The sequence below is a fragment of the Streptantibioticus silvisoli genome (assembly GCF_027947535.2).
Taxonomy (GTDB): Bacteria; Actinomycetota; Actinomycetes; order Streptomycetales; family Streptomycetaceae; genus Streptantibioticus_C; species Streptantibioticus_C silvisoli.
The window spans coordinates 165877-191135 of record NZ_JAAGKO020000009.1 but is presented as its reverse complement, the minus strand read 5'-3'; the positions used below and the strand labels follow the sequence as shown (position 1 = coordinate 191135).

Below are 25259 nucleotides of genomic sequence, written 5' to 3'. Positions count from 1 at the left end.
CTGCACCGCCGGAGGGACCTGCACCGCCGGAGGGACCTGCACCGCCGGAGGGACCTGCACCGCCGGAGGGACCTGCACCGCCGGAGGGACCTGCACCGCCGGAGGGACCTGCACCGCCGGAGGGACCTGCACCGCCGGAGGGACCCGCACCGCCGGAGGGACCCGCACCGCCGGAGGGACCCGCACCGCCAGAGCGCCCCGCACCGTCCGAGTGCCCCCGCCCCCTGTGCGCCGTCCGCCATCCGAGTGACCTCCGCACCCCTCTCCGGGCGCCCGCCCCCCGGAGCGTCGGGCCACCCACCGCGCCCTCCCCACGCCGCTCACCTGCCGCTATCCGCTCCGCCATCCGCGGGATGGCGCCCGGGGAGCCCGGTGACCACGGCGCGTACGCCATCCGTGTGAGCTGGGTTACGCCTCCGTGTGTCCGCCGGTTCTGCGGGCATGCTCACCGGCTGAGCGGCCAGGGTGGGCCGACGCCCCCGGGCAGCTCATGGAGTGAGCATGCGATCTCACCATGTGATATGTCCCGGTTGAAATCGGTCCGCTCGATAGAATGAGCCGAACGCATCCCCCGGGGTCCGGGGGTCTGGGGACGTCCCCCAGAAGAGACAGTTGCGAGGAGCGCACGTGGGCCTTGTCGTGCAGAAGTACGGGGGCTCATCCGTTGCGGATGCCGAGGGCATCAAGCGAGTCGCCAAGCGGATCGTCGATGCCAAGAAGAGCGGCCACCAGGTGGTCGTCGTGGTCTCGGCGATGGGTGACACGACGGACGAGCTGATCGATCTGGCACAGCAGGTATCTCCGATCCCTGCCGGCCGCGAATTCGACATGCTGCTGACCGCCGGTGAGCGGATCTCCATGGCCCTGCTGGCGATGGCGATCAAAAACCTCGGTCACGAGGCGCAGTCCTTCACCGGCAGCCAGGCCGGTGTCATCACCGACTCCGTCCACAACAAGGCACGGATCATCGACGTCACCCCGGGACGCATCCGCACCGCGCTGGACGAGGGCAACATCGCCATCGTCGCCGGCTTCCAGGGCGTCTCCCACGACAAGAAGGACATCACCACGCTGGGCCGCGGCGGCTCGGACACCACCGCGGTCGCCCTCGCGGCGGCGCTGGAGGCCGAGGTCTGCGAGATCTACACCGACGTGGACGGCGTGTTCACCGCCGACCCGCGGGTGGTGAAGAAGGCCCGCAAGCTGGACTGGATCTCGTTCGAGGACATGCTGGAGCTGTCCAGTTCGGGCTCGAAGGTCCTGCTCCACCGCTGCGTGGAGTACGCCCGCCGATACAACATCCCGATCCACGTGCGCTCGTCGTTCTCCGGCCTGCGCGGCACCTGGGTCAGCAACGAACCACAAGGGGACCGAGCGATGGAGCAGGCGATCATCTCGGGGGTCGCGCACGACACCTCCGAGGCGAAGGTGACGGTGGTCGGCGTACCCGACAAGCCGGGTGTGGCCGCCACGATCTTCCGCGCCGTCGCGGACGCCCAGATCAACATCGACATGGTGGTGCAGAACGTCTCGGCCGCCTCCACCGGGCTGACCGACATCTCCTTCACCCTGCCGAAGGACGAGGGGCGCCGGGCCGTGCAGGCGCTGGAGCGCGCCCGGCCCGACAGCGGCTACGACTCCCTGCGGTACGACGATCAGATCGCCAAGATCTCGCTGGTCGGCGCCGGTATGAAGACCAACCCCGGCGTCACCGCCACGTTCTTCGAGGCGCTGTCCAACGCGGGCGTCAACATCGAGCTGATCTCCACCTCGGAGATCCGCATCTCGGTGGTCACCCGCGCCGACGACGTCAACGAAGCGGTCCGCGCGGTGCACACCGCGTTCGGGCTGGACAGCGAGAACGACGAGGCCGTGGTCTACGGAGGTACCGGACGATGAGTTCCCCCGCACGCAAGCCCACCCTGGCCGTGGTCGGGGCCACCGGCGCGGTCGGCACCGTCATGCTCGGCATCCTGTCCTCCCGTGAGGACGTCTGGGGCGAGATCCGGCTGATCGCCTCGCCGCGGTCGGCCGGCCGCCGGCTGCGGGTGCGCGGCGAGGAGGTCGAGGTCGTCGCGCTCAGCGAGCAGGCGTTCGAGGGCGTCGACGTCGCGATGTTCGACGTGCCCGACGAGGTCTCGGCGCAGTGGGCGCCGATCGCCGCCGCCAAGGGCGCGGTCGCCGTCGACAACTCCGGCGCGTTCCGGATGGACGACGACGTGCCGCTGGTGGTCCCCGAGGTCAACGCGCACGCCGCCCGCAACCGGCCGCGCGGCATCATCTCCAACCCCAACTGCACCACGTTGTCGATGATCGTGGCGCTGGGCGCGCTGCACGCCGAGTTCGGCCTGACCGAACTGGTCGTCGCCTCCTACCAGGCGGCCTCCGGCGCCGGCCAGCCCGGCATCGACACCCTGCGCGAGCAGATCGCCAAGGTCGGCGGCACCACGCTGGGTACCCAGCCCGGCGACGTGCGCCGCGCGGTCGGCGACTTCGGCCCGTTCCCGGCACCGCTGGCGATGAACGTCGTGCCGTGGGCCGGTTCGCTGCGGGACGGCGGCTGGTCCTCGGAGGAGCTGAAGGTCCGCAACGAGTCGCGCAAGATCCTCGGCCTGCCCGACCTGCGGGTCAACGCCACCTGTGTGCGCGTCCCGGTCATCACCACGCACTCCCTCTCGGTCCACGCCCGGTTCGAGAACGAGGTGTCGGTGGCCCGCGCCCACGAGATCCTCAGCGGTGCCCCGGGCGTCGTCGTCTGCGACAACCCGGGGGAGGGGGAGTTCCCCACCCCGGCCGACGTCGTCGGCACCGACCCCACCTGGGTCGGCCGGGTGCGCCGCGCGATGGACGACCCGTTCGCGCTGGAGCTGTTCCTGTGCGGCGACAACCTCCGCAAGGGCGCCGCGCTCAACACCGCCCAGATCGCCGAACTCATCGCCGCCGAACTCACCACCGGCTGACGGGGGTCCGTTCCGGCGCGGCGGCTCGCACCACGGCGGCGGCCCTCGCAACACCGCGGGGCGGGGCCGGCATCACGACGGCGCCGGCCCGCTTCACCGCGGCGCCGGCCGGGCAACACCACCCGCCTGCCGGCCCGGGCAACACCACCGCGCCGGTCGGAACGCCCGCCGCGTCGCCGACTCGGCCCGCGTCGCCGACTCCCGCCGCCCCGGTCCGAACTCCCGGCCGCCCGAAGGCGGTTGGGTCTTCGTACTGCCGCCCGATCCGTCACCCGTCCGCCCGCGTGCTCAGCGCGGGCGGCCGGTTTCGTACCGTTCCGTACCGAAGTGCCGCAGGCGGACGGCTCAATTGCAGACTTCGTGAAGGTTCTGTGACGAAGTCGATGGTCTGAACCGCTTGATCCAGGCGGCTCCGGCGTTCGACAATTCGGCTCCTGCCCCATGTCCGCGTGCCGGGCGGGGAAGGCTGTTCAGCCGATTCGTAGGATCAACGGGGCAATGGGGATGAGTTGGTTCGCATGGGGAACTCGTACAACCCCGACGGGGGCAGAAGCGTCCAACAGTCGTGGCAGAAGCATTCGGCGGCATCGCAGCCGCTCTGGGGGTGTCGACCCTCGGCGCGCACCTCGCGCCTCCCGCAGCACGGCCCCGCGCCGCTGCGGCCCGCCCTGGCCGTCCCCGCGCGGCCGGCGGCCTGCCGGTGATCGCGCCCTGGCAGGTGACCGACCTTCCGGCGAACACCTCGGCGAGCAGTGACGGCACGATGGCCGCCGGCACCACCGTCGACCACCTCACCGAGACCTACCGGCAGCACTACCGCGCCCTGCTCGGCCTCGCCGCGCTCCTGCTGGACGACACCGCCTCGTGCGAGGACGTCGTCCAGGAGGCGTTCATCCGGGTGCACTCCGCGCGCGGCCGGGTCCGCGAGACCGACAAGACCCTCGCCTACCTGCGCCAGACGGTCGTCAACCTCTCCCGTTCCGCGCTGCGCCGCCGCATCCTGGGCCTGAAGCTGCTCTCCAAGCCGATGCCCGACATGGCCAGCGCCGAGGAGGGCGCCTACGAGCAGCTGGAACGCGACCAGTTGATCACGTCCATGCGGTCCCTCCAGCGCCGCCAGCGCGAGGTCCTGGTCCTGCGCTACTTCGCGGACATGACCGAGGCCCAGGTCGCCGAGACCCTCGGCATATCCATCGGCTCCGTGAAGGCATACGGATCACGCGGCATCGCGGCCCTCCGCATCGCCATGGAGTCGCCCGTATGACCCGGCCCCCCGACGAGCCCCACCCCGCCGTGCCGAACGAGAACGACACCCCCCGCGACGAGACCCCCCGCGACGCCGCCCGGCCCCCGCGGGACGCCGGCCGCCCGGCCGCCGACGCCTTCCCGCCCGCCCCCGGCGGCCTGGACGAGCTGGCGCTGCGCCGGCTGATGCACGACGCCGTCCGTGAGGTCGAACCGGACCCCGCCGCGCTGGACCGGATCTGCCAGGCCGTCCCGGCCCGCCGCGCCCGCCGCCGGCAGGCCATGGTCGGCGCCGCCGCCGGCGTGCTGCTGGTCGGCACCGCCGTCCCCGCGGTGCTGCACGCCACCCAGCCCGCCGGCTCCGACACCGCGGGCAACGTCAACTCCTCCAGCGGCCTCACCCCCGGCAGCACGCCGACCACCCACCGCGGCACCCCGATCCCCGGCGAGGTCCCCGGCCCGGCCGGCCGCTACCCGGGCCCCGGCGCCACCACCGCCCCCGGCGTCGTCTCCCCGTCGGCCACCGAACCCGGTTCGATCGCCGCCCCCACCCCGGGCGGCGGCGGCAGCTCGCTCACCGACACGCCCGCCTGCTCCCGCGAGCAACTCGGCCAGGGCAGCGCCGTCACCGGCACGCCGGACGCCGACGGCCGCGTCTACGGCACGTTCCGCGTGGTCAACGTCTCCAGCCACAGCTGCACGGTCACCGGGCCCAGCGAGATCTCGGTCACCCCGCAGGGCGGTACCGACGGCAGCCAGATCCAGGTCGTCGACCACACCGAGGGCGACCCGGCCAGCGGACTGCCCAACCCCGCGGAGGAGCCGGCCGCCGTCATCCTGCCGCCCGGCCAGGCCTACCAGGTGCAGTTCGCCTGGATCCCGGCCTCCGGCGGCGGCCCGACCGGCTGCGCCGTCGAATCCAGCCCGCCGCCCACCGACACCTCCGGCGGTTCCACCGGCACCGACGGCTCGACCAGCGGCACCCCCGGCTCGAACGACGGAGGCACCGGCTCGGGCAGCACCGCGCAGGCCACCGGCGGCGACCCGGCCTACGGCGCCGCGGCCATGACTCAGGACGACAGCGGCGGCACCCCCAGCGGCTCCCCCGGCGACGGCGGCGGCACCTCCGCGTCCCCCTCACCGCCCGACGACGGCATCGCGCTGTCCACCGTCCCCCCCGAGGGCGACCCGGTGGCCGCCAGCACCGACATCAGCGGCGCCTGCGCCGGCACGGTCTACCAGACGGACCCGATGCCGACACCGTGAGGGCGGCGCCGCCGGTGGTGCGGGGTGGTGTTGCCGGGGTGGTGCGATGCGGTGCGATGCGGGCACCGGTGCGGTGGTGGCGTTGATATGAGGGCGGCGGCGCCGGTGGGTTGCCGGTGCGGTGCGGTGGCGGCGCCGGTGGGTTGACGTTGCCGGTGCGGTGGCTGGGCCCCGCGCCCCGCGAAGGGCAGCCGGTCCCGCGCCGTGCGGAGGTCGTCCGGTCCCGCGAGGTCTGCGGTCCTTCGCCGGAGGTGAGCGGCGTTCCGCCGGGTGTCAGCGGGGGGCGGGTCCCGAAGGCGGGGGCGCGACCCGTAACGTGGTCGTGTGTACCGGTTCCTGCTGACCCCGCGCTGGCTGGGGATCACCGTCCTGGCGCTGCTGGCCATCCCGTTCTGCGTCTTCATGGGGACGTGGCAGCTGAGCCGGTTCGAGGCGCGGGTCGCCGCGCAGCACCACGCGGACCGCCCGGCGGCCCGCGGTCCCGCGATGCCGCTGAGCCGGGCGCTGCCCACGCCGGGCGCCGCCGTCAACCAGGACACCGTCGGCCGGGTGGCCACCGCCACCGGCACCTACGACCGCGCCCACCAGTTCCTGGTCCCCGGCCGCTACCTCGACGGCCGCGACGGCTTCTACGTGCTGACCCCGCTGCGCACCGGCGGCTCCGCGCTGCCGGTGGTACGCGGCTGGCTGCCCGGCAGCGCCTCCCACCCGGGCCCGGTGCCGGCCGCGCCGGCCGGCCGGGTCAGCGTCACCGGCACCCTCCAGGCGTCCGAAGGCGTCGGCGACCCCGGCGTTGACGCGTCCGGCGGCCTGCCCGGGGGACAGCTCGGCATGATCAGCGCCGCGTCCCTGGTCAACCTGGTGCCGTACCGCGTCTACGACGGCTGGCTCACCGTCACTGACGCCACCGCCCCGCTGCGCCCGGTACCGCCGTCCGCGGCGCCCAACACCGGCCTCGACGCGGAGGAGTTCCAGAACCTCGGCTACACCGGCGAGTGGTTCGTCTTCGCCGGCTTCGTGGTCTTCACCTGGATCCGGCTGGCCCGCCGCGAGGCCGAAACCGTCCGCGACCTCGCCCTCGGTCTGCTCCCCGAGGACGAGACGGACGATGCCGGCGGCGCGGCCGGTGCCGCCGAACGGGGTGACGCTGGTCCGGACGCCGGCGGTGCTCCCGAAGGCGGCGGTCCGGAGGGTGCCGATCCGGAGGGTGCCGATCCGGAGGGTGCCGGTCCGGAGGGTGCCGGCGGCCCCGAAGGCGTCCACGCTCCCGAGGACGGCGACTCCGAGCCCGGTGAGCATGCCTCCGGTGAGGACGCCCCCGGTGAGCATGCCCGCGGTGAGGACGTCCCCGGTGCGGGGGCGAAGGCGGCCGTCGAGTCGTAAGGCGGCCGGCTCGCCGGCTCAGCCGGTGCACCGCCGCCCGAGGAGGCGCTTACGCAATCGTGCGGGCGCGCGGCCTCGGGCGGCGGGGCGAATCGCCTCACGTGCTGCGGGTCACCCCACGTGCTTCTGCGCGAAGGCCAGCTCCAGGCGCAGTTGCTTGATCCGTTCCTCCACGACGAACGAGCCGTGCCCGGCGTCGTAGCGGTAGACCTCGTGCTCCTTGCCCAGCTCGACCAGCCGGTCCACGTAGTTGTCGATCTGCCGGATCGGGCAGCGGGGGTCGTTCAGCCCGGCGGAGAGGTACACCGGCGCCTTGACGCTCTCGACGTAGGTCAGCGGCGAGGAGGCCCGGTAGCGCTCGGGGACGTCCTGCGGGGAGCCGCCGAAGAGGGTGCGGTCCACCGCCTTCAGCTGCTCCATCTCGTCGTCGTAGGCGGTCAGGTAATCGGCCACCGGGACGGCCGCCAGGCCCACCGCCCAGTCGTCCGGGCGGACGCCGAGCCCCAGCAGCGTCAGGTAGCCGCCCCACGAACCGCCGCCCAGCACCAGCTTGCCGGCGTCCGCCAGGCCGCTGGACACCGCCCAGTCGCGGACCGCCGAGATGTCCTCCAGCTCGATCAGCCCGACGCGGTGCTTGAGCGCGTCGGTCCACTCGCGTCCGTAGCCGGTGGAACCGCGGTAGTTGACCCGTACGACCGCGAAACCGTGGTCCACCCAGGCGGCCGGCCCGGCGGCGAAGCCGTCGCTGTCGTTCGCGGCCGGCCCGCCGTGGATCTCGAACAGCGTCGGGAACGGTCCCTCACCGGCCGGCCGCTGCACCAGCGCGTGCACCGGGCCGCCGGGGCCGTCCACCCACACGTCCTCCACCGGCACCGACGCCGGCGCGGTGAACCCGGCCGCCTCCAGCACCACCCCGCCGGCGCTGGAGCGCACCTGCGACGGCAGCGCGGCCGACGACCACAGGTACTCCACCGTCCCGTCCGGCCGCGCCGTCGCCCCGCCGATCGACCCCGGATCGGTCGGGATGAGCGTCAACTCGCCACCGTCGGCGCGTAGTTCGTACCGGTACAACTCGCTGCGGCCGTGCCGGGTGTGCTCCACCAGCAATGCGTCCGGCGCGCCGTCGACGTGCGGGAACCACTCGGCGGTGACCTCGCCGGGCAGGTCGATCGCCAGCTCCGTCTCGGTGCCGGTGGCCACGTCCCACAGCATCGGCTGCCAGCGACCGCGCCGCTGGTGCGCCACCAGCAGCCGGCTGTCGCCCGCGACGGGGGCGAACCCCAGGCACAGCAGGCCGAGTTCGCGGCTGCCGCCCTCGGAGTCGTCGAGTTCGGCGACCGTCGTGCCGTCGAGGGTCAGGACGCGCAGGGCGGCGTGCATGGCGTCGCCGTGCTCGGTGTGCTCGACGACCAGCAGCGTGCCGTCCTCGCTCAGGTCGCCGGCCTGCGCCGACTCCTGGTGCCGGTAGATCTCCACCGGTTCGCCGCCGGGCCGTATGACGTGCACACTGCTGCCCTCGTCGTCCGTCGACCGGCCGACCACCACGGTCCCGTCCCGCCCCAGCGCGATCCCGGCCGGGTAGGACGGCGCCAGCCCCGGCACCGCGGGCTCGTCCGCACCGCCGCCGAACGGCTGACGCATCCAGACCCCGAACTCGTCGCCGTCGGTGTCGGAGAACCACCACACCCAGGCGCCGTCCGGCGTCAGCAGCCCGTCCGTCGTCCCGTTCGGCCGGTCCGTCACCTGCCGCCGCCCGCCGGTCGCCCGGTCCCACGCGTACAGCTCGAAGGTCCCGGTCACGTTCGACACGTACAGCGACCGCTGCGGCGCGTCCTCCGCCCAGTCCGGCAGCCCCATCCGAGGTGCCCGGAACCGCTTCTCCCAGTCCGGCATGCCCGCTACGTCACTCATACCTCCATCCAACCGGATGCGCCGCAGGATGTGCAGTGGGTTGTCCACAGGCGTCGTCGATCATCAGACGATCAGCCCACCAGGGGCCTTCGACCTGCGGGGCGCCGGCATTCCCCGCATGACGCGATGAGGTGGTTCGGCGCTGCCGGCCGTGACCGGGCGGTGAGTCGGACGTTCGGCCGGGCATGGATGCGCCGGGCATGAATGCGCCGGCCACGGCTGTCGACCGGGGCAGCAAGGCCGCCGGCACCCGGCCGTCGGAATGCACGCGCCGTGAGGAGAAGCACACCGTGGCGATCGGGAGTCAGTGGTGACCCTGCCGAAGCCCAGCACGGACAGGTCCGCGCCGGACGGCTACCGCCTGATCATTCCCCCCGGCTGGGTACGCCTCCCCTTGCGTCGGGGCACCGAACAGGCCTTGGAAGACCTGGTTTTCAGCCGTCTGAAGCAGCTGCCTCCGGAGGTTTCCCAGGACGACGGCATGAAGTACCGGCTGACGGTGCGCCGTACCGTCACGAGGCAGATCACTGAGGCCCAAGGGGCCGGCGGACTCGACCTGTACCTCCCCCTGACCACGCGCTACGGCGTGGCACTCGCCGCGTCCTTCGTGGTGAGCGAGCACGTCGTGGAGGAGTCGATCCTTCCCGCGCTGGAAGCATTTCTTGCCGGTCCGGTTCCGACCCGGGGGAGAGCCCGAACGTCCACCCAGGAGCTGGCCGGCACACGGGCCGTACGGCGCGAACACGTCCACCCGGCCGACCCCGATCACGACGTGCACGTCGTCACGCGCCGCGTCGAATACGCCCTGCCGGTGCCCAACGACGAGCGGCGCATGCTGTCCATCGTGTTCTCCACCCCGGGCGACGGCGACGTGAGCAGCGCGTTCACCCACGCGGTCACGGAACTGTTCGACGCGACCGTGACGACGTTCCGATGGACCAGGGACGGCAAGGACGTGCTGCCTGGCACACCTCCCAGTGCACAGGAGCATCCGCACGATGACTGAGTTACCTGGAGGCGATCGACGTCGACGAGCGGTGCTGGATGCGGCTGCCCACCGAGTGGCCCATGCCCGACTTCGAGGACGATTTCCCCGACCCCGCGCCGTGGAACCGCGCGGCGGCCAGAGCCCGCTGGGAGGACAGCGGTCTGACGCCCGGCCCCGGTGAGGTGGACGAACTGGCGCGCGTGCTCGTCCGGTGCGCCGAAGTCCTGCTCGGGTTCCGGCCGGGCTTCGAGATCTTCCTGCACCTGCCCCTCGCCGCGCGACATCCCGCTCGCCGTCCACGTCGGCGACTACGAGTCCGCGGACGACAACGAGCCCCACTTCCGCTACGCCCTCGGACTCGACGAGCCCGCCGCTGTCGAAGCACCTCTCATCGAGGACTTCCCCGTGCCTACGCTGGGCCCCCGCAAGAAGGCCGTCCGGTACGCGAAGGATGACGGCGGCGGCATCATCGCAAGCGTGCGGTACGCGTGGGGCATTCAGGAGCACGGACTCTTCGCCGTCACCGACCCCCGACGGGTCATGACAGCCATGGAGGACGTGGACCGCCTGTGCAAGGGCCTGCGCTACCTCTCCGAAGACGAGTTCCCCGAGTAGACCCCGTCCGGGCGCACGTTCGACGAAGTCCCCGGCCGGGCGAGGGTCGTCTGACGACCGAAGCGGTCCGGGGCCGGGTGGGCCTGGTGTGGCCTCGCGGGGGCTCGGGGAGTGGTTCGGCTCCCAACTGGCTTTCCATGGTGTCGCCGCCCCTCAGTGTGCCGTCAACCGCATCACTGACCGGCTGGCTGTTCTTCGCGACCCGCGGGGCGGTGTGGAGAGCGCCACTCGCTGGCGGTGCTGCTGGCTGCTGCGCGGTGCTGGCCGGGGCCCGCCCCCGGCGATCAGGTCAGGGGCTGGCACGCCTCCCAGGACAGCCTGGCAAGCCTCGGTGTGGGCGCCCCCGGGCGAGTCGACGATCCGGCCCTCAGGGTGTGGCTGGGAGGTCGGGCGACCGTGGACCGGAGGGGGCGATCACCACGCGTCGGCATTCCTCTCATCACCGAGTGTGCAACTCGGGTGTGGGCTGCGGATCGGTGAAGACGGCGAGGTAGCGGAACTCCCCCCGAGGACCGTCCTGCAGGGAGTACAGCTGCCAATCGGTGGGGTAGGAGCCGCGCAGGTTCCGTGTGTTCCGCGGATAGTCGCCGCCGCCCCAGAGGAGTCGACCCGTGAGAGTGCGGTCCTGGTGGATGCGGAAGTCGCGGTCGCGGGTGGGTTGGCTGCCCTGCTTCGGCTCAGTCCACAGTTTGGCTTCGTTGGTGATGAGGAGGGCCAGACCGTTCTGGTCGGGACGGGCGAAGCGTTCGAGGCGGGCGATGTCGGAGACGAAGCCCAGCCGGGCCAGGTCGTTGGCCCCATGAGACTTCAGCGCGTACTCCTCCGGGACCGGGCCGGCCGTTCCGGTCCACTGCGTCGTGAAGTACTTGAACTCGATGGCCGTACGGGTCGAGGGGCCGATGCAGAGCAGGTCGAGGTACTCGCGGCCGGTCGCGTCCGATGCGTTCTGTCGTACTTCCAGCCTGGACTGGATCTTGGGGGCAAGCTCCCACAGCACGCGCGCGAAGCTGTGTTGAAGGTCTGCCTCGGAATGGAAGACCGGTCGGTCTTGCCTCAGCCGGGCTATGACCTCGGTCAGTGGCACCTCTCCGGCAATGAGAGGCCCGGACGTCGTCACGTCCTCCGAACCCTGTTCCGCTGATCTGTCCTGCATGTGGCTTCCCCCGGTCGGCAATGAATCCGTGGAGGCGACCGTAACGCCGCTGCTCGGGCCGTCTCAGGCGTTCCGCCCAGCCGGACCGCGCCCGCCCGGGAGCCGGATTGCGGGGTTGGCTCCCAAACGACTCCCATGAGGCCCTTGGGAACGACTCAGGGCCCCACCGGATTTCTCCGGCAGGGCCCTGACCTGCTGCTAACCAGTCGGGGTGGCGGGATTTGAACCCACGGCCTCTTCGTCCCGAACGAAGCGCGCTACCAAGCTGCGCCACACCCCGGTGCAACGAGCTTTACTCTAGCGGACCAGGGGGCCGGAAACGAAATCGGTATCGCGTGGGGGTCAGTGGCGGGGGGTGAGGGTGAGGAGGGTGGCCTCGGGGGGGCAGGCGAAGCGGACCGGGGTGTAGCGGTTGGTGCCGCAGCCGGCGGAGACGTGCAGGTAGGACTGGCGGCCGGCGGCGCGGTGCGTGGAGAGGCCCTTGACGCGGTCGGTGTCGAGGTCGCAGTTGGTGACCAGGGCGCCGTAGAAGGGGACGCAGAGCTGTCCGCCGTGGGTGTGGCCGGCCAGGATCAGCGGGTAGCGGTCGGCGGTGAAGGCGTCCAGCACCCTGAGGTAGGGCGCGTGCACCACGGCGAGCGCCAGGTCGGCGTCGTCGGACGGGCCGCCGGCCACCTGTGTGTACCGGTCCCGCTTGATGTGCGGGTCGTCCAGGCCGGTGAGGGCCACCTCGACGCCGTCCGGGAGCTTCAGGCGGCCGCGGGCGTTGTTGAGGCCCACCCAGCCCGCGGAGTCGAACGCGTCACGCAGTTCGGTCCACGGGTTGTGGATGGCCTTCGCCGCCGGCGGGTTCCCGTTGAGCCCGTGGGCGCCGCGGGTCCGCTCCACCAGGTACCGGGCCGGGTTGCGGCGCTTGGGGCCGTAGTAGTCGTTGGAGCCGAAGACGTACGCGCCGGGGAACTCCATCAGCGGGCCCAGCGAGTCCAGGCACTCCGGGACGCCCTCCGGGTCGGAGAGGTTGTCGCCGGTGTTGATCACGAAGTCCGGGCGCAGCGCGGCGAGCGACTGGAGCCAGCGGCGCTTCTTGTTCTGACCGCGGACCATGTGGATGTCGGAGACCTGGAGCACGCGCAACGGGCGCATTCCCGGCGGCAGGACCGGCACCTCGACCCGGCGCAACCGGAAGGAACGGACTTCGAAGCAGGCCGCGTACGCCACTCCCGCCGCGCCGACTGCCGTAATTCCCAGAGGGATTCCATAACGTGCGCGCATGCCGTCCATCGTCGCAGACCGCAACCCCCGTAAGAAAATTCCGGCTCGCCCACCCGGCCCATGGCACACTCGCCTGCATGACCACCACGCTCAAGCAGCGGCTGCAGGACGACCTCACCGCAGCCATCAAGGGCCGCGACGAGTTGCGTTCGGCGACTCTGCGGCTCACCCTCTCCGCCGTCACCATGGAGGAGGTCAGCGGCAAGACCGCGCGCGCCCTGTCCGACGACGAGGTGCAGAAGGTCATCGCCCGCGAGGCGAAGAAGCGCCGTGAGGCGGCCGACGCGTTCGCCAACGGCGGCCGCGCCGCGCAGGCCGAACGCGAACTGGCCGAGGGCGAGATCCTCGCGGCGTACCTGCCGCAGCAGCTCACCGACGACGAGCTCGGCGCGATCGTCGCCGAGGCGGTCAAGGAGGCGGTCGCCGGCGGGGCGCAGGGCCCGCGGGCGATGGGGGCCGTCATGAAGATCGTCAACCCGCAGGTCGCGGGGCGTGCGGAGGGCGGGCGGGTGGCCGCGGAAGTGAAGCGGCTGCTGGGCGGCTGAGCCTCCGGCGGTTCCGGGGGGACGGTCGGCCGCCTCCCCGGACGGTACGTCGCCGGTCCCCGGGAGGAAGGGGCGCGCCCCCGCAGGCGGTGCGGCGCCGGTCCACGGAGGAAAAGCCCCCCGCAGGCGGTGCGCCCCCGGTCCACGGAGGAAAAGCCCCCCGCAGGCGGTGCGCCCCCGGTCCACGGAGGAGGGGCCGGCCCCCGCAGACGGTGCACCGCCACCCCGCACCGGCACCCCCCGCAGACGGTGCGCCCCCGGTCCACGGAGGAGAAGCGCACCCACCCCTGACCCCTGCAACGCCAAGAGGGCGGACGTCTTGTGGACGCCCGCCCTCTTCACGTACGAAACGTACGAACACCCCGCATCGGACTACGGGATGGTGCCGCCCGCTCCGGCGTTGCCGCCGCCTCCGTTGCCGCCGCCTCCGGCGGGGCTGAGGATGCCGCCGACGTTGCCGTTCGCGCCGCCTGCCGTGTTGCCACCGGCCGTGCCACCACCGGCGCCGCCGTTCGCGGTGCCTCCGTCAGCGGTGCCCCCCGCGGCCCCGGTGGGGTCGGTGACGGGCGGGCTGCTGGGGTTGCTGCCCGGCGGGGTGGTGGCTCCGCCGGCCGGAGGGTTTTTCTTGTCGCCCGCCAGCGCCACGGTCGGCAGCGGCGGCGACGTGGTGTCCGCCAGCGCTCCGGACATCGCGTCGTGCCAGATGGGACCGGGGGTGTCGGCGCCCATGACCTGGGCGTGGTACACGCCGCCGATGGTGATGTTGTACATCGGCACCGCGGTGTTCGGGCCGCCGACCCAGACCGCGCCGGCCAGGTTGGACGTGTAGCCGACGAACCAGGCGTTGGTCAGGCTGTCGGTCGTACCCGTCTTGCCCGCGCTGTCGCGGTCCTTGAGGCCGGCCAGCGTGCCGGTACCGTCCTCGACCACGCCGCGCAGCAGGGTGTTGAGGGTGTCGGCGGTCTTCACCGACATCGCCCGGGTGCAGCTGGTGGCGGGCGCCGGAAGCGCCTTGCCCTTGTCACTGGTGATCGACTCGATGGCCACCGGGGTGCAGTACACGCCGCCGTTGGCGAACGTGGCGTACGCGTTCGCCATGGTCAGCGGCGCGATGCTCTGCGAGCCCAGGGTGATCGCCGGGTTCTGGTCCGGCGCGGCGCCACTGGCCTTGTGGACGCCCATCTTCTTCTCCATCTGCACCACCGGGCAGATGCCGATGTTGCTGATGAGCTGCACGAAGTAGGTGTTGACCGACAGGGCCATCGCCTTCTTCATGTTCATCGGGCCGACCTCGGACTTGCTCTCGTTCTGCACGGTGCCGCCACCGTCCCACGAGCCGTCGCAGGTGCTGACCGGGCTCGGGTACGCCATCGAGTACGGCGCCGGCAGCACCTGGTTCGGGTCGCCGCCCTGGTCGATGTCGGCGGCCGCGGTGATCGGCTTGAACGTCGAACCGGTCTGGAACCCGGTACCGCCGCCCATGTCGGAGTCGACGTTGTAGTTGATCTGCGTCTCGTCCGTGCCGAAGCCGTACGGGCGCGACTGGCCCATCGCCTCGATCTTGCCGGTGCCCGGCTGGATCAGGCTGACCGCGGTCGCCACCGAGTCGGACTTGTACACGTGCTGCTGGATGGCCGCCTGGACCGCGTCCTGCGCCTTCGGGTCCAGCGTGGTGCGGATCGTCAGGCCGCCGGTGTTCCACACCTTGGCGCGGTCCTGCGCGGTCTTGCCGTAGACCGGGTCGTTGAGGAAGGACTCGCGCACGTAGTCGCAGAAGAAGCCGGCGCCGCGCACGGCGGTGATGCAGCCGTTCTTCGGCGTGGTGGGCTTCAGGCCCAGCGGCTGGGCCTGGGCGGTCTTGGCCTGCGCCTGCGTGATGTCGCCGAGCTGCGCCATGCGCATGAGCACGGTGTTGCGGCGGTCCAGCGCGTTCTTCGGGTACGCCAGCGGGTCGTAGCCCGACGGCGACTGGACGATGCCGGCCAGCAGGGCGGACTGGTCCAGGGTCAGGTCACTGGCGTGCGTGCCGAAGTACCGCTCGGAGGCGGCCTCGACGCCGTACGCCTGCTCGCCGAAGAACGTGATGTTGAGGTAGTTCTCCAGGATCTTCTTCTTGCCGAGCTCCTTCTCGACCTGGATCGCGTACTTCAGTTCCTTGATCTTGCGGCCGATCGTCTGCCGGGTGGCCGCCTGGACGGCCTTGGGGTCGTCGCCGGCCTCCTCGATGAAGACGTTCTTCACGTACTGCTGCGTGAGCGTCGACGCGCCCTCGGAGACGCCCCCGTCGCTGGCGTTGGTGCCCAGCGCGCGCAGGATGCCCTTGGGGTCGATCGGCCCGTGCTGCCAGTAACGGGAGTCCTCGATGGCGACGATCGCCTTCTGCATGTTCGGGTTGATCTTTGTCAGCGGGACGACGGTGCGGTCCCGTGAGTAGACAGTGGCGATCAGTCCGCCGTTCGCGTCGAGAATGCGCGATGCCTGACTCAGCGGTGGTCGCTTCAAGTCGCCCGGGAGGTCGTCGAACTGGGTGGCGGCATGCTTCGCGGACAGCCCCACGGCACCGGCGGCGGGCAGCACGATGCCTGCCAGCACGATTCCGGTCAGTGCGCTGATTCCGAGGAATTTGCCGACCTGCCCTGCCCGGGAGGAAGGAGGTGGTGAATCGGTCGAGCCGTCCTCGCCCGAACGGATGTAACCCATGGGGAGAAGCCTACGTTGCGATTCTGAGGACGTGCGGCCATCTGTTCGCCTACGCTGAGGGAAACCGGACCCGCGCTCGGGACGAGTCCGCTTCCCCGTCTCACTCTTGTGAGTGACGAGAGCTGTCCCGAATCCCGGCATATGACGTACGTCTCGGCCGACAGAACGCGCCAACTGTCCCCATTCTTCCGTTTCGCTCCCCGCTCGTTCACGACCTGCGCCGCACCCGTTCGCGCTCACTCCGTTGGGTGATGTCCCGCGTACGCATAGTCCTTTCGGGCCATCCAAGATTGGGCCTGAAAGGGCTGTTGTGCCGTGCCCACCTTCCGTAACGTCCTGAACTGGCGGCGGGGAATATGCCGCTGCCGCCGTGGGGGAGCCCCGATTCGGGAGAGGACGGCGCCAGCATGAGCTGGGTTAACGACTGGAGCGCGCAAGCGGCGTGCCGCACGACCGACCCGGACGAACTCTTCGTCCAGGGAGCGGCGCAGAACAGAGCCAAGGCGGTCTGCACCGGATGTCCGGTGCGTACCGAGTGCCTGGCCGACGCGCTCGACCACCGGGTCGAGTTCGGCGTCTGGGGAGGGATGACCGAGCGTGAACGCCGGGCGCTGCTGCGCCGCAGGCCCACCGTCACCTCGTGGCGCATGCTGCTGGAGACGGCACGCCACGAGTACGAGCAGGACACGGGGCTGCTGACCGGCGACGTCGAGCAGGACTACGCGGCTGCGGGCTGACCGCCGGCCGGGGGGTGCGGGGAAAACGGGGGATACGGGGGAGCAGGGGGACCTGGGCGGCCGGCCGGCCGTCCACACCCGCTGCCACCGCGAGGTCCTACGGCTCCGCCGTGGGCCCACCGTGCCGCGGGCGACCCGGTAATTCTGTTACGCGACTGCTACGTGGCGAGCCCTTCGGACGCGTTCCGCGGGGCGTTTCTGCGTTCCGTCGCGCGTTCTGCCGTGCGCTTTGCTGTGCGTCGCGTCGGGCGTTCTGTCGTGCGTCGCGCCGGGCTTTCGCCCGGCGTTCTGTTTTGCGTTCTGTTTCACGGCCCGTCCGCGCGTTTCCGTCTGCGATCTGTCGGCGGTCCGTCTGCGTTCCGTTTGCGTTCCGTTTGCGGTCCCGCCTTGTTCATCTGCGTCGGTCTGCGTCAGTCCGCGTCCGTCCGCGTTCCGTCGGCGGTCGGTCCGCCTTCCGGCTGCGGTCCCGCCTTGTCCGGCCGCGCGTTCCGTCAGGTGACCGCTGGGCGTCCGTCGGCGAGCCGTTCGCCGACCGTGCGCAGCCCCGCCAGGTCGTGCACGTCACCCGGCAGCGCGGCCACCTCCGCTACCGGTACCTCGGGGTGCAGCGAGGCGAAACGGTCCCGGGTCCGCCGTTCCCGCTCGACGACCTGCATGCGTTCCGCGTGCAGCCGCAGCAGTCCCGCGGCGAGGCTCTCCGGCGACAACTCCTGGCCGTCGACCGCGGCACCGCTCACCGTGGCACCGTCCGTCGCCGCATCCTCCGCCGCCGCGCCATCCCCCGCTGCATCCTCCGCGCCGTCCCCCGTACCGCCCGCCGCGCCCGTGCCGTCCTCGGCCCGGCCCTCGTCCTCCTCCTCGGCGGCCAGGTCCTCCAGCTGCTCGGCCGCCGACAGGGCGCGTTCCGCGGTCAGCTGGGCCGCGCCGCTGCCGTGCACCCGGTTCAGCACCAGCCCGGCCAGCGGCATGGTCTCCGCGGCCAGCCGTTCCACGAAGTACGACGCCTCGCGCAGCGCGTCCCGCTCCGGCGCCGCCACCACCAGGAACGCGGTGCCCGGCGCCTGAAGCAGCCGGTACGTGGCGTCCGCCCGCTTGCGGAAGCCGCCGAACATCGTGTCCATCGCCGCCACGAACGTCTGCACGTCCCGCAGCAGGTGGGCGCCGACCACCTTGTTCAGCGCCCCGGTCATCATCGACATCCCCGCGTTCAGGAACAGCATCCCGGCCCGGCCGCCGGCCTTCGCGGGCGCCATCAGCAGCTTGATGAACTTGCCGTCGAGGAAGGACCCCAGCCGCTTCGGCGCGTCCAGGAAGTCCAGCGCCGACCGGCTTGGCGGCGTGTCGACCACGATCAGGTCCCACTCGTCGCGCGCCCGCAGCTGGCCCAGCTTCTCCATGGCCATGTACTCCTGCGTACCGGCGAACCCGGCCGACAGCGACTGGTAGAACGGGTTCTCCAGGATCGCCTTCGCCCGCGCCGGGTCGGCGTTGTTCAGCACGACCTCGTCGAAGGTCCGCTTCATGTCCAGCATCATCGCGTCCAGCCGGCCGCCCGCCGACTCGTCGATGCCCTCCACCCGGCGCGGGGTGTTGTCCAGCTCGGTCAGCCCCATCGACTGCGCGAGCCGCCGCGCCGGGTCGATGGTCAGCACCACGACCCGCCGCCCCTGCTCCGCCGCCCGCACCCCGAGCGCCGCCGCCGTCGTGGTCTTGCCCACGCCGCCGGAACCGCAGCACACGATGATCCGGGTCGCCGGGTCCGCCAGCAGCGGGTCGACTCTCAGCAGTGGCGTCTGCCAGGTCATCAGCGCACCCCTTGATCCCGCAGCGCGTGCGCCAGCCGGTAGATACCGCCGACGTCCACCCCGTCGCCCAGCAGTTCCAGTTCGTACGTCGGCAGGCCCAGCGCCTCCAGTTCGGCGCGCTCCCGCTTCTCCAGCGCCACCCGTTCGGCGTGCTCACGGGCCTGCTCCAGCAACGGGTCCACCAGCCGCTCGGCCAGCCCGCCGCGCCGCGCGCCACCGAGTCCCGCCTGCGACAGCGCCTTCGCCACCGCCGTGCGGTGCCCGGCGGCCGCGGTGCGTACCGTCTCCTCGTCGAGCAGCACCGGCCGCACCATGTTGACCAGCACCGATCCCACCGGCAGTCCGGCCGCGCGCAGCTCCGCCACGCCGTCGACCGTCTCCTGGACCGGCATCTCCTCCAGCAGCGTCACCAGGTGGACGGCCGTCTCCGCGGACTTCAGCACCCGCATGACGGCCTGCGCCTGATTGTGTATCGGCCCGAACCTGGCCAGGCCCGCCACCTCGTCGTTCACGTTCAGGAACCGGGTGATGCGGCCGGTCGGCGGCGCGTCCATCACCACCGCGTCGTAGACCCGGGTGCCGCCCTTGGAGGTCCGGCGGCGCACCGCCTCGCACGCCTTGCCGGTCAGCAGTACGTCCCGCAGGCCCGGTGCGACGGTGGTGGCGAAGTCGATGGCGCCGAGCTTCTTCAGCGCCCGGCCCGCCCGGCCCAGCTTGTAGAACATCTCCAGGTAGTCCAGCAGCGCCAGCTCCGGGTCGATCGCCATCCCGAACACCTCGCCGCCGCCGGGAGCCACCGCGATCTTGCGCTCCTCGTAGGGCAGCTCGCCGCTCTCGAACAACTGGGCGATGCCGTGCCGGCCCTCCACCTCGACCAGCAGCGTGCGCCGGCCCTTCCCGGCGAGGGCGAGCGCGAGCGCGGCGGCCACCGTGGTCTTACCGGTGCCGCCTTTGCCCGTCACGATGTGGAACCGCGTCGGGCTCGGAGCGGTACCGGACGCGGCTGGCTGTTGGGCGCTCACCCTCCCGAGCCTAACCAGTTGTCCCCCGGTCCACGCACGGGACCGGAGACCGAACGGTCGGGCCGAGGCATTAAAGTCGCACCCATGACCAAGTGGGAATACGTGACTGTGCCGCTCCTCGTCCACGCCACCAAGCAGATCCTGGACACCTGGGGCGAGGACGGCTGGGAGCTCGTCCAGGTCGTGCCGGGCCCGAACAACCCCGAGCAGCTGGTTGCCTACCTCAAGCGGGAGAAGCAGGCGTGAGCGCCCTGGAGGAGAGGATCGAGGCTCTCGGCCTCACGCTCCCCGAGGTCGTCGCGCCGCTGGCGGCATACCAGCCGGCCGTCGTCTCCGGGGTGTATGTGCACACTTCCGGCCAACTGCCGATGGTCCAGGGCGCCCTCGCCGCCACCGGCAAGGTCGGCGCCGAGGTCGACCCCGCGCGTGCCAAGGAGCTGGCGGCCACCTGCGCGCTGAACGCCCTGGCCGCCGTCAAGTCGGTCATCGGTGACCTCGACCGCATCCTGCGCGTCGTCAAGGTCGTCGGCTTCGTCGCCTCCGCCCCCGACTTCGTCGGCCAGCCCGCGGTGGTCAACGGCGCCAGCGAACTGCTCGGCGAGGTCCTCGGCGACGCCGGCGTCCACGCCCGCAGCGCGGTCGGCGTCGCCGTCCTGCCGCTGGACGCGCCGGTCGAGGTCGAGATGATCGTCGAACTGAAGGCCTGACCGCTGTTCCGCTTTCCGTTTTCCGTTTTTCCGTCTTTCCGAACGCACGCGCTGTCGGAGCACCCGCGTTTCGGAGCGCACCCGCCTTCCGAACGCGCGCTCGCCTTCCGAACGTCGCACCCTCGACCGAACGCGCCGCCGCTGCCCGAACGCGGGCGCGGGCCCGACCCGAGACCCCTTCCCCGCCGGGAGGGGGTCTCGGTTTTGCACCGGCGCCGATCTACCATCTGGCCATGACCATGACGCACGGTGGACAGCGGCTCCCCGACTCCTGGGGCGACCGGATCCGGGCCATGGCCCAGGGCCTCATCACGCCCGTGACCGCCCGGCAGGCGGCGACCGTCCTGCTGCTGCGGGACACCCCCGCCGACGGCCCCGAGGTGCACATGCTGCGCCGCCGGACCTCGATGGCGTTCGCCGCGGGGATGTACGCCTATCCGGGTGGCGGCGTCGACCCGCGCGACGAGCGCCCGGTCGGCTGGGCCGGACCGTCCCCGGCCGTCTGGGCCGAACGGCTCGGCCTCGACCGGCCCGACGCCGCGCAGGCCGTGGTGTGCGCCGCGGTCCGCGAGACGTTCGAGGAGGCCGGCGTGCTGCTGGCCGGCCCGGACGCCTCGTCGGTCGTCGCCGACACCACCGGCGACGCCTGGGAGGCCGACCGCCGGGCCCTGGTCGCCCACGAACTGTCCTTCGCCGACCTGCTCGCCCGCCGCGACCTGGTCCTGCGCTCCGACCTGCTCGGCCCCTGGGCCCGCTGGACCACACCGGAGTTCGAGGAACGCCGCTACGACACGTGGTTCTTCGTCGCCGCCCTCCCCGACGGCCAGCTCACCCGGGACGTCTCCGGCGAGGCCGACCACACCGTCTGGACCAGTCCCACCGCGGCCGCCGCCGCCCACGACGCCGGCGAACTGCTGATGATGCCGCCGACCCTCGCCACCCTGCGCGCCCTGACGCCCCGCGCCGACGTGGCGGACGTGCTCGCGGCCAGCGCCGGCCGCGACATGACCGCCGTCCTGGCCCGGCTGGAGACCACCGGCGAGGAGATCGTCGTCAGCTGGCCCGGCCACGAGGAGTTCACCCTGCGGGTCCCCCGGCACGCACCGTCCGCGGAAGGGACCGGCTGATGGAATCCGCGATACTCCCCGGCGCCCCGCGCCCGTCCATCGGCGGCCCGGCGACGTCCCGGGCGGTCTGCGTCCTGGCCCCGAACGCGTCGCCGATGACGCTGGACGGCACCAACACCTGGCTGCTGTCCGAACCCGGCTCCGACCTGGCCGTCGTCGTCGACCCCGGCCCGCTGGACGAGGCGCACCTGGCCGCGATCGTCGCGACCGCGGCCGCCGCCGGCCAGCGTGTCGCCCTCACCCTGCTCACCCACGGCCATCCCGACCACGCCGAGGGCGCCGCCCGGTTCGCCGAACTGACCCGCACCCCGGTCCGGGCCCTCGACCCGGCCCTGCGCCTCGGCGACGAGGGTCTTGCGGCCGGCGACGTCGTCACCACCGGCGGCCTCGAACTGCGCGTGGTCCCCACCCCGGGCCACACCTCGGATTCGCTCTGCTTCGCCCTGCCCGCCGACGGCGCCGTCCTGACCGGCGACACCGTCCTGGGCCGCGGCACCACGATGGTCGCCCACCCCGACGGCCGCCTCGGCGACTACCTCGACTCGCTGCGCCGCCTCCAGGCCCTGACGGTCGACGGCACCGTCGACACGATCCTGCCCGGCCACGGCCCCGTGCTGAACGACGCCCGCGGTGCCGTCGAGTACTACCTCGCGCACCGCGCCAACCGCCTCGCCCAGGTCGAGACCGCGGTCGAACGCGGCCACCGCACCGCCGCCGAGGTCGTCGCCGACGTCTACGCCGACGTTCCCGCTGCCCTGTGGCCCGCCGCCGAGCTGTCGGTACGCGCCCAGCTCGATTACCTGAGCGAACACGGTCTGATCTGACCGCGAGCGCTCCTGGCACGGTGTGGCGGCGCGGAAGGGCGGTCGTGTGCCGGGAAACCGTTGACTGGTCGTTGACTCTGACAACGGTAATGGGGACCACGGCACCCCTGCGGCGCCGCGTCCCGTCCGAACGCCCCGCCCGCGCGGTCGCCGTCCCCGGTGGAACATTCCACCCCTACGGCACCCGTACGCACGACGCCGCGCCCACGGCCCCCGAGGGGCGTCGGCGCGGCGTCATACGTGCGGTGACCCGGGCGCGGCGGCCCGAGCGCGGCCCGGCCGGAACCGGAGCGCGTCAAGCCGGGCGGCGGGTGCTCAGCGACTGCGCTTCGCGAGCCGTTCCACGTCGAGCAGGATGACCGCGCGGGCCTCCAGGCGCAGCCAGCCGCGGCCGGCGAAGTCGGCGAGCGCCTTGTTGACCGTCTCGCGGGACGCGCCGACCAGCTGGGCCAGCTCCTCCTGCGTCAGGTCGTGCACGACGTGGATGCCCTCCTCCGACTGCACGCCGAACCGGCGCGACAGGTCCAGCAGCGCCTTGGCGACGCGGCCGGGAACGTCGGAGAACACCAGGTCGGACATGCTGTCGTTGGTCCGCCGCAGCCGCCTCGCGATGGCCCGCAGCAGGGCGACCGCCACCTCGGGCCGGGCGTTCATCCACGGCTGGAGGTCGGGGTGGCCCAGGCCGAGCAGCTTGACCTCGGTCAGCGCGGTGGCCGTGGCGGTGCGGGGGCCGGGGTCGAACAGCGACAGTTCGCCGATCATCTCGGCCGGGCCGAGGACCGCGAGCATGTTCTCCCGGCCGTCGGCCGAGGTGCGATGCAGCTTCACCTTGCCCTCGGTGACCACGTACAGCCGGTCGCCGGGGTCGCCCTCGTGGAAGAGCGAGTCGCCCCGGGCGAGCGTTACCTCCGTCATGGAGGCGCGCAGCTCAGCGGCCTGCTCGTCGTCGAGCGCCGCGAACAGTGGCGCGCGCCGCAGAACGTCGTCCACCAGGTCTCTCCTTGCGTGCCGGACGGTAAATCAGTGCTATCGATCACAAGTGTGACCTATGCCGGAGCGGACGGGGGCCCTGGGGGTCGGATTGCCACCCGATTCCCGGTCGATTGCCACCGGAATCCCGCTGGGCGGACAGCTCGGCCTCCCACGGTTGTCGGTCCCCGGGCTTAGGCTGGCCGGGTGCCTGATACGCCAAGTGCGCAGCGGAAACAGCCGGGTAGCGGGTCCGAAAGGGTGGCCTCCCCGGCAGATTCCGCTGTGAGCGAACAGACCGGTGGGGCCACCGGGACCACCACGTCCCCCGGAGCCACCCGCGCCACGTCCTCCGGGTCCACGTCGACAGCGTCCACGGGCTCCACGGGGTCCACCGCGTCGAAGAGAACGTCCAGGACGGCCGCCTCCGCCGACAGGACCGCTGCCCGTAAGACGTCCAAGACCGCCGCGTCCAAGACTCCCGCGTCCAAGACCACCGCCCGTAAGACCACCAAGACCGCCGCGTCGAAGTCCGCCGCGTCCGGAGCGGCACCGGCACCGGCACCGGCAGCGGCGGCGGCGAAGCCCGCCGAGTCCCACGCCGCCCTGGTCCGCCGGGCGCGCCGCATCAACCGCGAACTGGCCGAGGCGTACCCGTACGCCCATCCGGAGCTGGACTTCGACAGCCCGTTCCAATTGCTGATCGCCACCGTGCTGTCCGCCCAGACCACGGACCTGCGCGTCAACCAGACGACGCCGGCGCTGTTCGCCCGTTACCCCGCGCCGGAGGACATGGCCGCCGCCGATCCCGAGGCGATGGAGGCCATCCTGCGGCCGACCGGTTTCTTCCGGGCGAAGACGAAGTCCGTCATAGGTCTGTCGGCGGCGCTGCGCGACCGGTTCGGCGGCGAGGTGCCCGGCCGGCTGGAGGACCTGGTCACGCTGCCCGGCGTCGGCCGCAAGACCGCCAACGTCGTGCTCGGCAACGCGTTCGGCGTGCCCGGACTGACCGTCGACACCCACTTCGGACGGCTGGTGCGCCGCTTCGGCTGGACGACCGCGCAGGACCCGGAGAAGGTCGAGTCCGACGTCGCGGAGCTGTTCCCGAAGTCGGATTGGACCATGCTCTCCCACCGGCTGATCTTCCACGGCCGCCGCATCTGCCACTCCCGCAAACCCGCGTGCGGCGCCTGCCCGATCGCGCCGCTGTGCCCGTCGTACGGCGAGGGCGAGACCGACCCGGCCAAGGCGGAGAAACTCCTGAAATACGAGAAGGCCGGCGCCCCCGGCCAGCGGCTCAAGCCCCCGGCGGACTTCCCCGGCCCGGCGGCCAAGCCGCTGGAGGCTTCGTGACGGCGGTTCCCGGCACCGACCCGCTCGGACTGCCCGACTGGCTCGCACCGGTCGCCGAGGCCGCCTCGACCGTGCGCGCCGAACAGCTCAGCCGCTTCCTGCCCCCGCCCGACGGCGGCCGGCAGTCCGCCGTGCTGATCCTCTTCGGCGAGGGCCCGCGCGGCCCCGAGGTACTGCTGATGCAGCGATCCGGCAGCCTGCGCTCGCACGCCGGCCAGACATCGTTCCCCGGCGGCGCCCTCGACCCGGCCGACGGCGACCCCGACGGTGACGGGCCGGTGCGCGCCGCGCTGCGCGAGGCGTGGGAGGAGACCGGCCTCGACCCGGCCGGCGTGCAGGTCTTCGGCGTGCTGCCCAAGCTGTACATCCCGGTCAGCCGCTTCGTGGTCGCCCCGGTGCTGGGCTGGTGGCGGTCGCCGACGCCGGTCACCGCCGTCGACCCGGCCGAGACCGCCCACGTCTTCACGGTGCCGGTCGCCGACCTGGCCGATCCGGCCAACCGCGCGACCACCGTTCACCCGAGCGGCTACCGCGGTCCGTCGTTCGCCGTCTGCGACGTGCTGGTGTGGGGCTTCACCGCCGGACTGCTGGACCGGCTGCTGCACTTGTCGGGGTGGGAACGCCCCTGGGACCAGGGAAGGGAAGTCCTGCTCGATGGTCTGGCGTGAGACGGTGTC

At 72.2% G+C, this 25259-nt stretch carries 22 protein-coding genes and 1 tRNA gene; 15 read left to right on the top strand and 8 right to left on the bottom strand.

Going from position 1 to position 25259, the window contains the following annotated elements:
• Positions 1 to 627: 627 nt before the first annotated feature.
• The 5 genes from POF43_RS09770 (at position 628) to POF43_RS09750 (ending at position 6854) form a co-directional block, all read left to right on the top strand.
• Positions 628 to 1899: an aspartate kinase gene (locus POF43_RS09770; RefSeq protein WP_271317760.1), complete on the top strand. Its 1272-nt coding sequence runs from the start codon at positions 628 to 630 to the stop codon at positions 1897 to 1899.
• A complete protein-coding gene (locus POF43_RS09765; protein ID WP_271317759.1) occupies positions 1896 to 2960 on the top strand; it encodes an aspartate-semialdehyde dehydrogenase in 1065 nt (354 codons plus the stop codon). The genes POF43_RS09770 and POF43_RS09765 overlap by 4 nt, the downstream gene beginning before the upstream one ends.
• 598 nt (positions 2961 to 3558) lie before the next feature.
• Complete coding sequence (locus POF43_RS09760) at positions 3559 to 4224, top strand: SigE family RNA polymerase sigma factor (protein WP_303658025.1); 666 nt, start codon at positions 3559 to 3561, stop codon at positions 4222 to 4224.
• The gene (locus tag POF43_RS09755; RefSeq protein WP_282698637.1) at positions 4221 to 5471 is read left to right on the top strand and encodes a hypothetical protein; all 1251 of its coding nucleotides are present in this window, start codon (positions 4221 to 4223) and stop codon (positions 5469 to 5471) included. The genes POF43_RS09760 and POF43_RS09755 overlap by 4 nt, the downstream gene beginning before the upstream one ends.
• Before the next feature lie 324 nt (positions 5472 to 5795).
• Positions 5796 to 6854, top strand: a complete 1059-nt coding sequence (locus tag POF43_RS09750) for an SURF1 family protein (RefSeq protein WP_271324200.1) — start codon at positions 5796 to 5798, stop codon at positions 6852 to 6854.
• 111 nt (positions 6855 to 6965) lie between these two features.
• On the opposite strand, the gene POF43_RS09745 is transcribed toward POF43_RS09750, so the two are convergent.
• Positions 6966 to 8765, bottom strand: coding sequence for a S9 family peptidase (locus POF43_RS09745; RefSeq protein ID WP_271324199.1), 1800 nt, complete (start codon positions 8763 to 8765; stop codon positions 6966 to 6968).
• A gap of 310 nt (positions 8766 to 9075) precedes the next feature.
• Here POF43_RS09745 and POF43_RS09740 point away from each other — a divergent pair, with 310 nt between their 5' ends.
• Both POF43_RS09740 and POF43_RS09735 read left to right on the top strand, forming a co-directional pair.
• A complete protein-coding gene (locus POF43_RS09740; RefSeq protein ID WP_271324198.1) occupies positions 9076 to 9771 on the top strand; it encodes a hypothetical protein in 696 nt (231 codons plus the stop codon).
• A gap of 159 nt (positions 9772 to 9930) precedes the next feature.
• Positions 9931 to 10368: a hypothetical protein gene (locus POF43_RS09735; protein ID WP_271324197.1), complete on the top strand. Its 438-nt coding sequence runs from the start codon at positions 9931 to 9933 to the stop codon at positions 10366 to 10368.
• 439 nt (positions 10369 to 10807) lie between these two features.
• Here POF43_RS09735 and POF43_RS09730 read toward each other — a convergent pair whose 3' ends face one another.
• The 3 genes from POF43_RS09730 to POF43_RS09720 form a co-directional block, all read right to left on the bottom strand.
• Positions 10808 to 11365, bottom strand: coding sequence for a hypothetical protein (locus POF43_RS09730; RefSeq protein WP_271324196.1), 558 nt, complete (start codon positions 11363 to 11365; stop codon positions 10808 to 10810).
• Positions 11366 to 11727: 362 nt separating this feature from the next.
• A tRNA-Pro gene (locus POF43_RS09725) sits at positions 11728 to 11801 on the bottom strand.
• Positions 11802 to 11863: 62 nt separating this feature from the next.
• Positions 11864 to 12793, bottom strand: a complete 930-nt coding sequence (locus POF43_RS09720; RefSeq protein WP_271324195.1) for a metallophosphoesterase — start codon at positions 12791 to 12793, stop codon at positions 11864 to 11866.
• Between the two features lie 77 nt (positions 12794 to 12870).
• Between POF43_RS09720 and POF43_RS09715 the strand changes: the two genes are divergently transcribed.
• On the top strand, positions 12871 to 13338 hold the full coding sequence (locus POF43_RS09715) for a GatB/YqeY domain-containing protein (RefSeq protein WP_282704504.1): 468 nt from the start codon (positions 12871 to 12873) through the stop codon (positions 13336 to 13338).
• A gap of 372 nt (positions 13339 to 13710) precedes the next feature.
• Here the strand turns inward: POF43_RS09715 and POF43_RS09710 are convergent, their stop codons facing one another.
• On the bottom strand, positions 13711 to 16038 hold the full coding sequence (locus tag POF43_RS09710) for a transglycosylase domain-containing protein (RefSeq protein ID WP_271318051.1): 2328 nt from the start codon (positions 16036 to 16038) through the stop codon (positions 13711 to 13713).
• A gap of 407 nt (positions 16039 to 16445) precedes the next feature.
• On the opposite strand from POF43_RS09710, the gene POF43_RS09705 reads away from it, so the two are divergent.
• A complete protein-coding gene (locus POF43_RS09705) occupies positions 16446 to 16775 on the top strand; it encodes a WhiB family transcriptional regulator (protein ID WP_271318052.1) in 330 nt (109 codons plus the stop codon).
• Positions 16776 to 17266: 491 nt separating this feature from the next.
• Here POF43_RS09705 and bagB read toward each other — a convergent pair whose 3' ends face one another.
• Together bagB and bagA are read right to left on the bottom strand one after the other, a co-directional pair.
• Entirely contained in the window at positions 17267 to 18580 is a 1314-nt protein-coding gene (gene bagB / locus POF43_RS09700; protein ID WP_271323863.1) for an ATPase BagB, read from the bottom strand.
• Positions 18580 to 19602: an ATPase BagA gene (gene bagA / locus POF43_RS09695; RefSeq protein WP_271315267.1), complete on the bottom strand. Its 1023-nt coding sequence runs from the start codon at positions 19600 to 19602 to the stop codon at positions 18580 to 18582. The genes bagB and bagA overlap by 1 nt, the downstream gene beginning before the upstream one ends.
• Before the next feature lie 84 nt (positions 19603 to 19686).
• Between bagA and sp36 the strand changes: the two genes are divergently transcribed.
• From sp36 to POF43_RS09675, 4 genes are all read left to right on the top strand, one after another.
• On the top strand, positions 19687 to 19848 hold the full coding sequence (gene sp36 / locus POF43_RS09690) for a Sp36 family protein (protein ID WP_003981536.1): 162 nt from the start codon (positions 19687 to 19689) through the stop codon (positions 19846 to 19848).
• Positions 19845 to 20309, top strand: coding sequence for a RidA family protein (locus tag POF43_RS09685; protein WP_271315268.1), 465 nt, complete (start codon positions 19845 to 19847; stop codon positions 20307 to 20309). Before sp36 ends, POF43_RS09685 begins: the two co-directional genes overlap by 4 nt.
• Before the next feature lie 233 nt (positions 20310 to 20542).
• Positions 20543 to 21436 carry an NUDIX hydrolase gene (locus tag POF43_RS09680; RefSeq protein WP_271323862.1) on the top strand — a complete coding sequence of 298 codons (894 nt, stop codon included), beginning with the start codon at positions 20543 to 20545 and terminating at the stop codon, positions 21434 to 21436.
• The gene (locus POF43_RS09675; RefSeq protein ID WP_372515926.1) at positions 21436 to 22260 is read left to right on the top strand and encodes an MBL fold metallo-hydrolase; all 825 of its coding nucleotides are present in this window, start codon (positions 21436 to 21438) and stop codon (positions 22258 to 22260) included. Before POF43_RS09680 ends, POF43_RS09675 begins: the two co-directional genes overlap by 1 nt.
• 315 nt (positions 22261 to 22575) lie before the next feature.
• Here POF43_RS09675 and POF43_RS09670 read toward each other — a convergent pair whose 3' ends face one another.
• Entirely contained in the window at positions 22576 to 23250 is a 675-nt protein-coding gene (locus POF43_RS09670) for a Crp/Fnr family transcriptional regulator (protein ID WP_271315270.1), read from the bottom strand.
• 264 nt (positions 23251 to 23514) lie between these two features.
• Here POF43_RS09670 and nth point away from each other — a divergent pair, with 264 nt between their 5' ends.
• The gene (gene nth / locus POF43_RS09665) at positions 23515 to 24582 is read left to right on the top strand and encodes an endonuclease III (RefSeq protein WP_271323861.1); all 1068 of its coding nucleotides are present in this window, start codon (positions 23515 to 23517) and stop codon (positions 24580 to 24582) included.
• Positions 24579 to 25250: an NUDIX hydrolase gene (locus POF43_RS09660; RefSeq protein ID WP_271315272.1), complete on the top strand. Its 672-nt coding sequence runs from the start codon at positions 24579 to 24581 to the stop codon at positions 25248 to 25250. The genes nth and POF43_RS09660 overlap by 4 nt, the downstream gene beginning before the upstream one ends.
• Positions 25251 to 25259 lie beyond the last annotated feature (9 nt).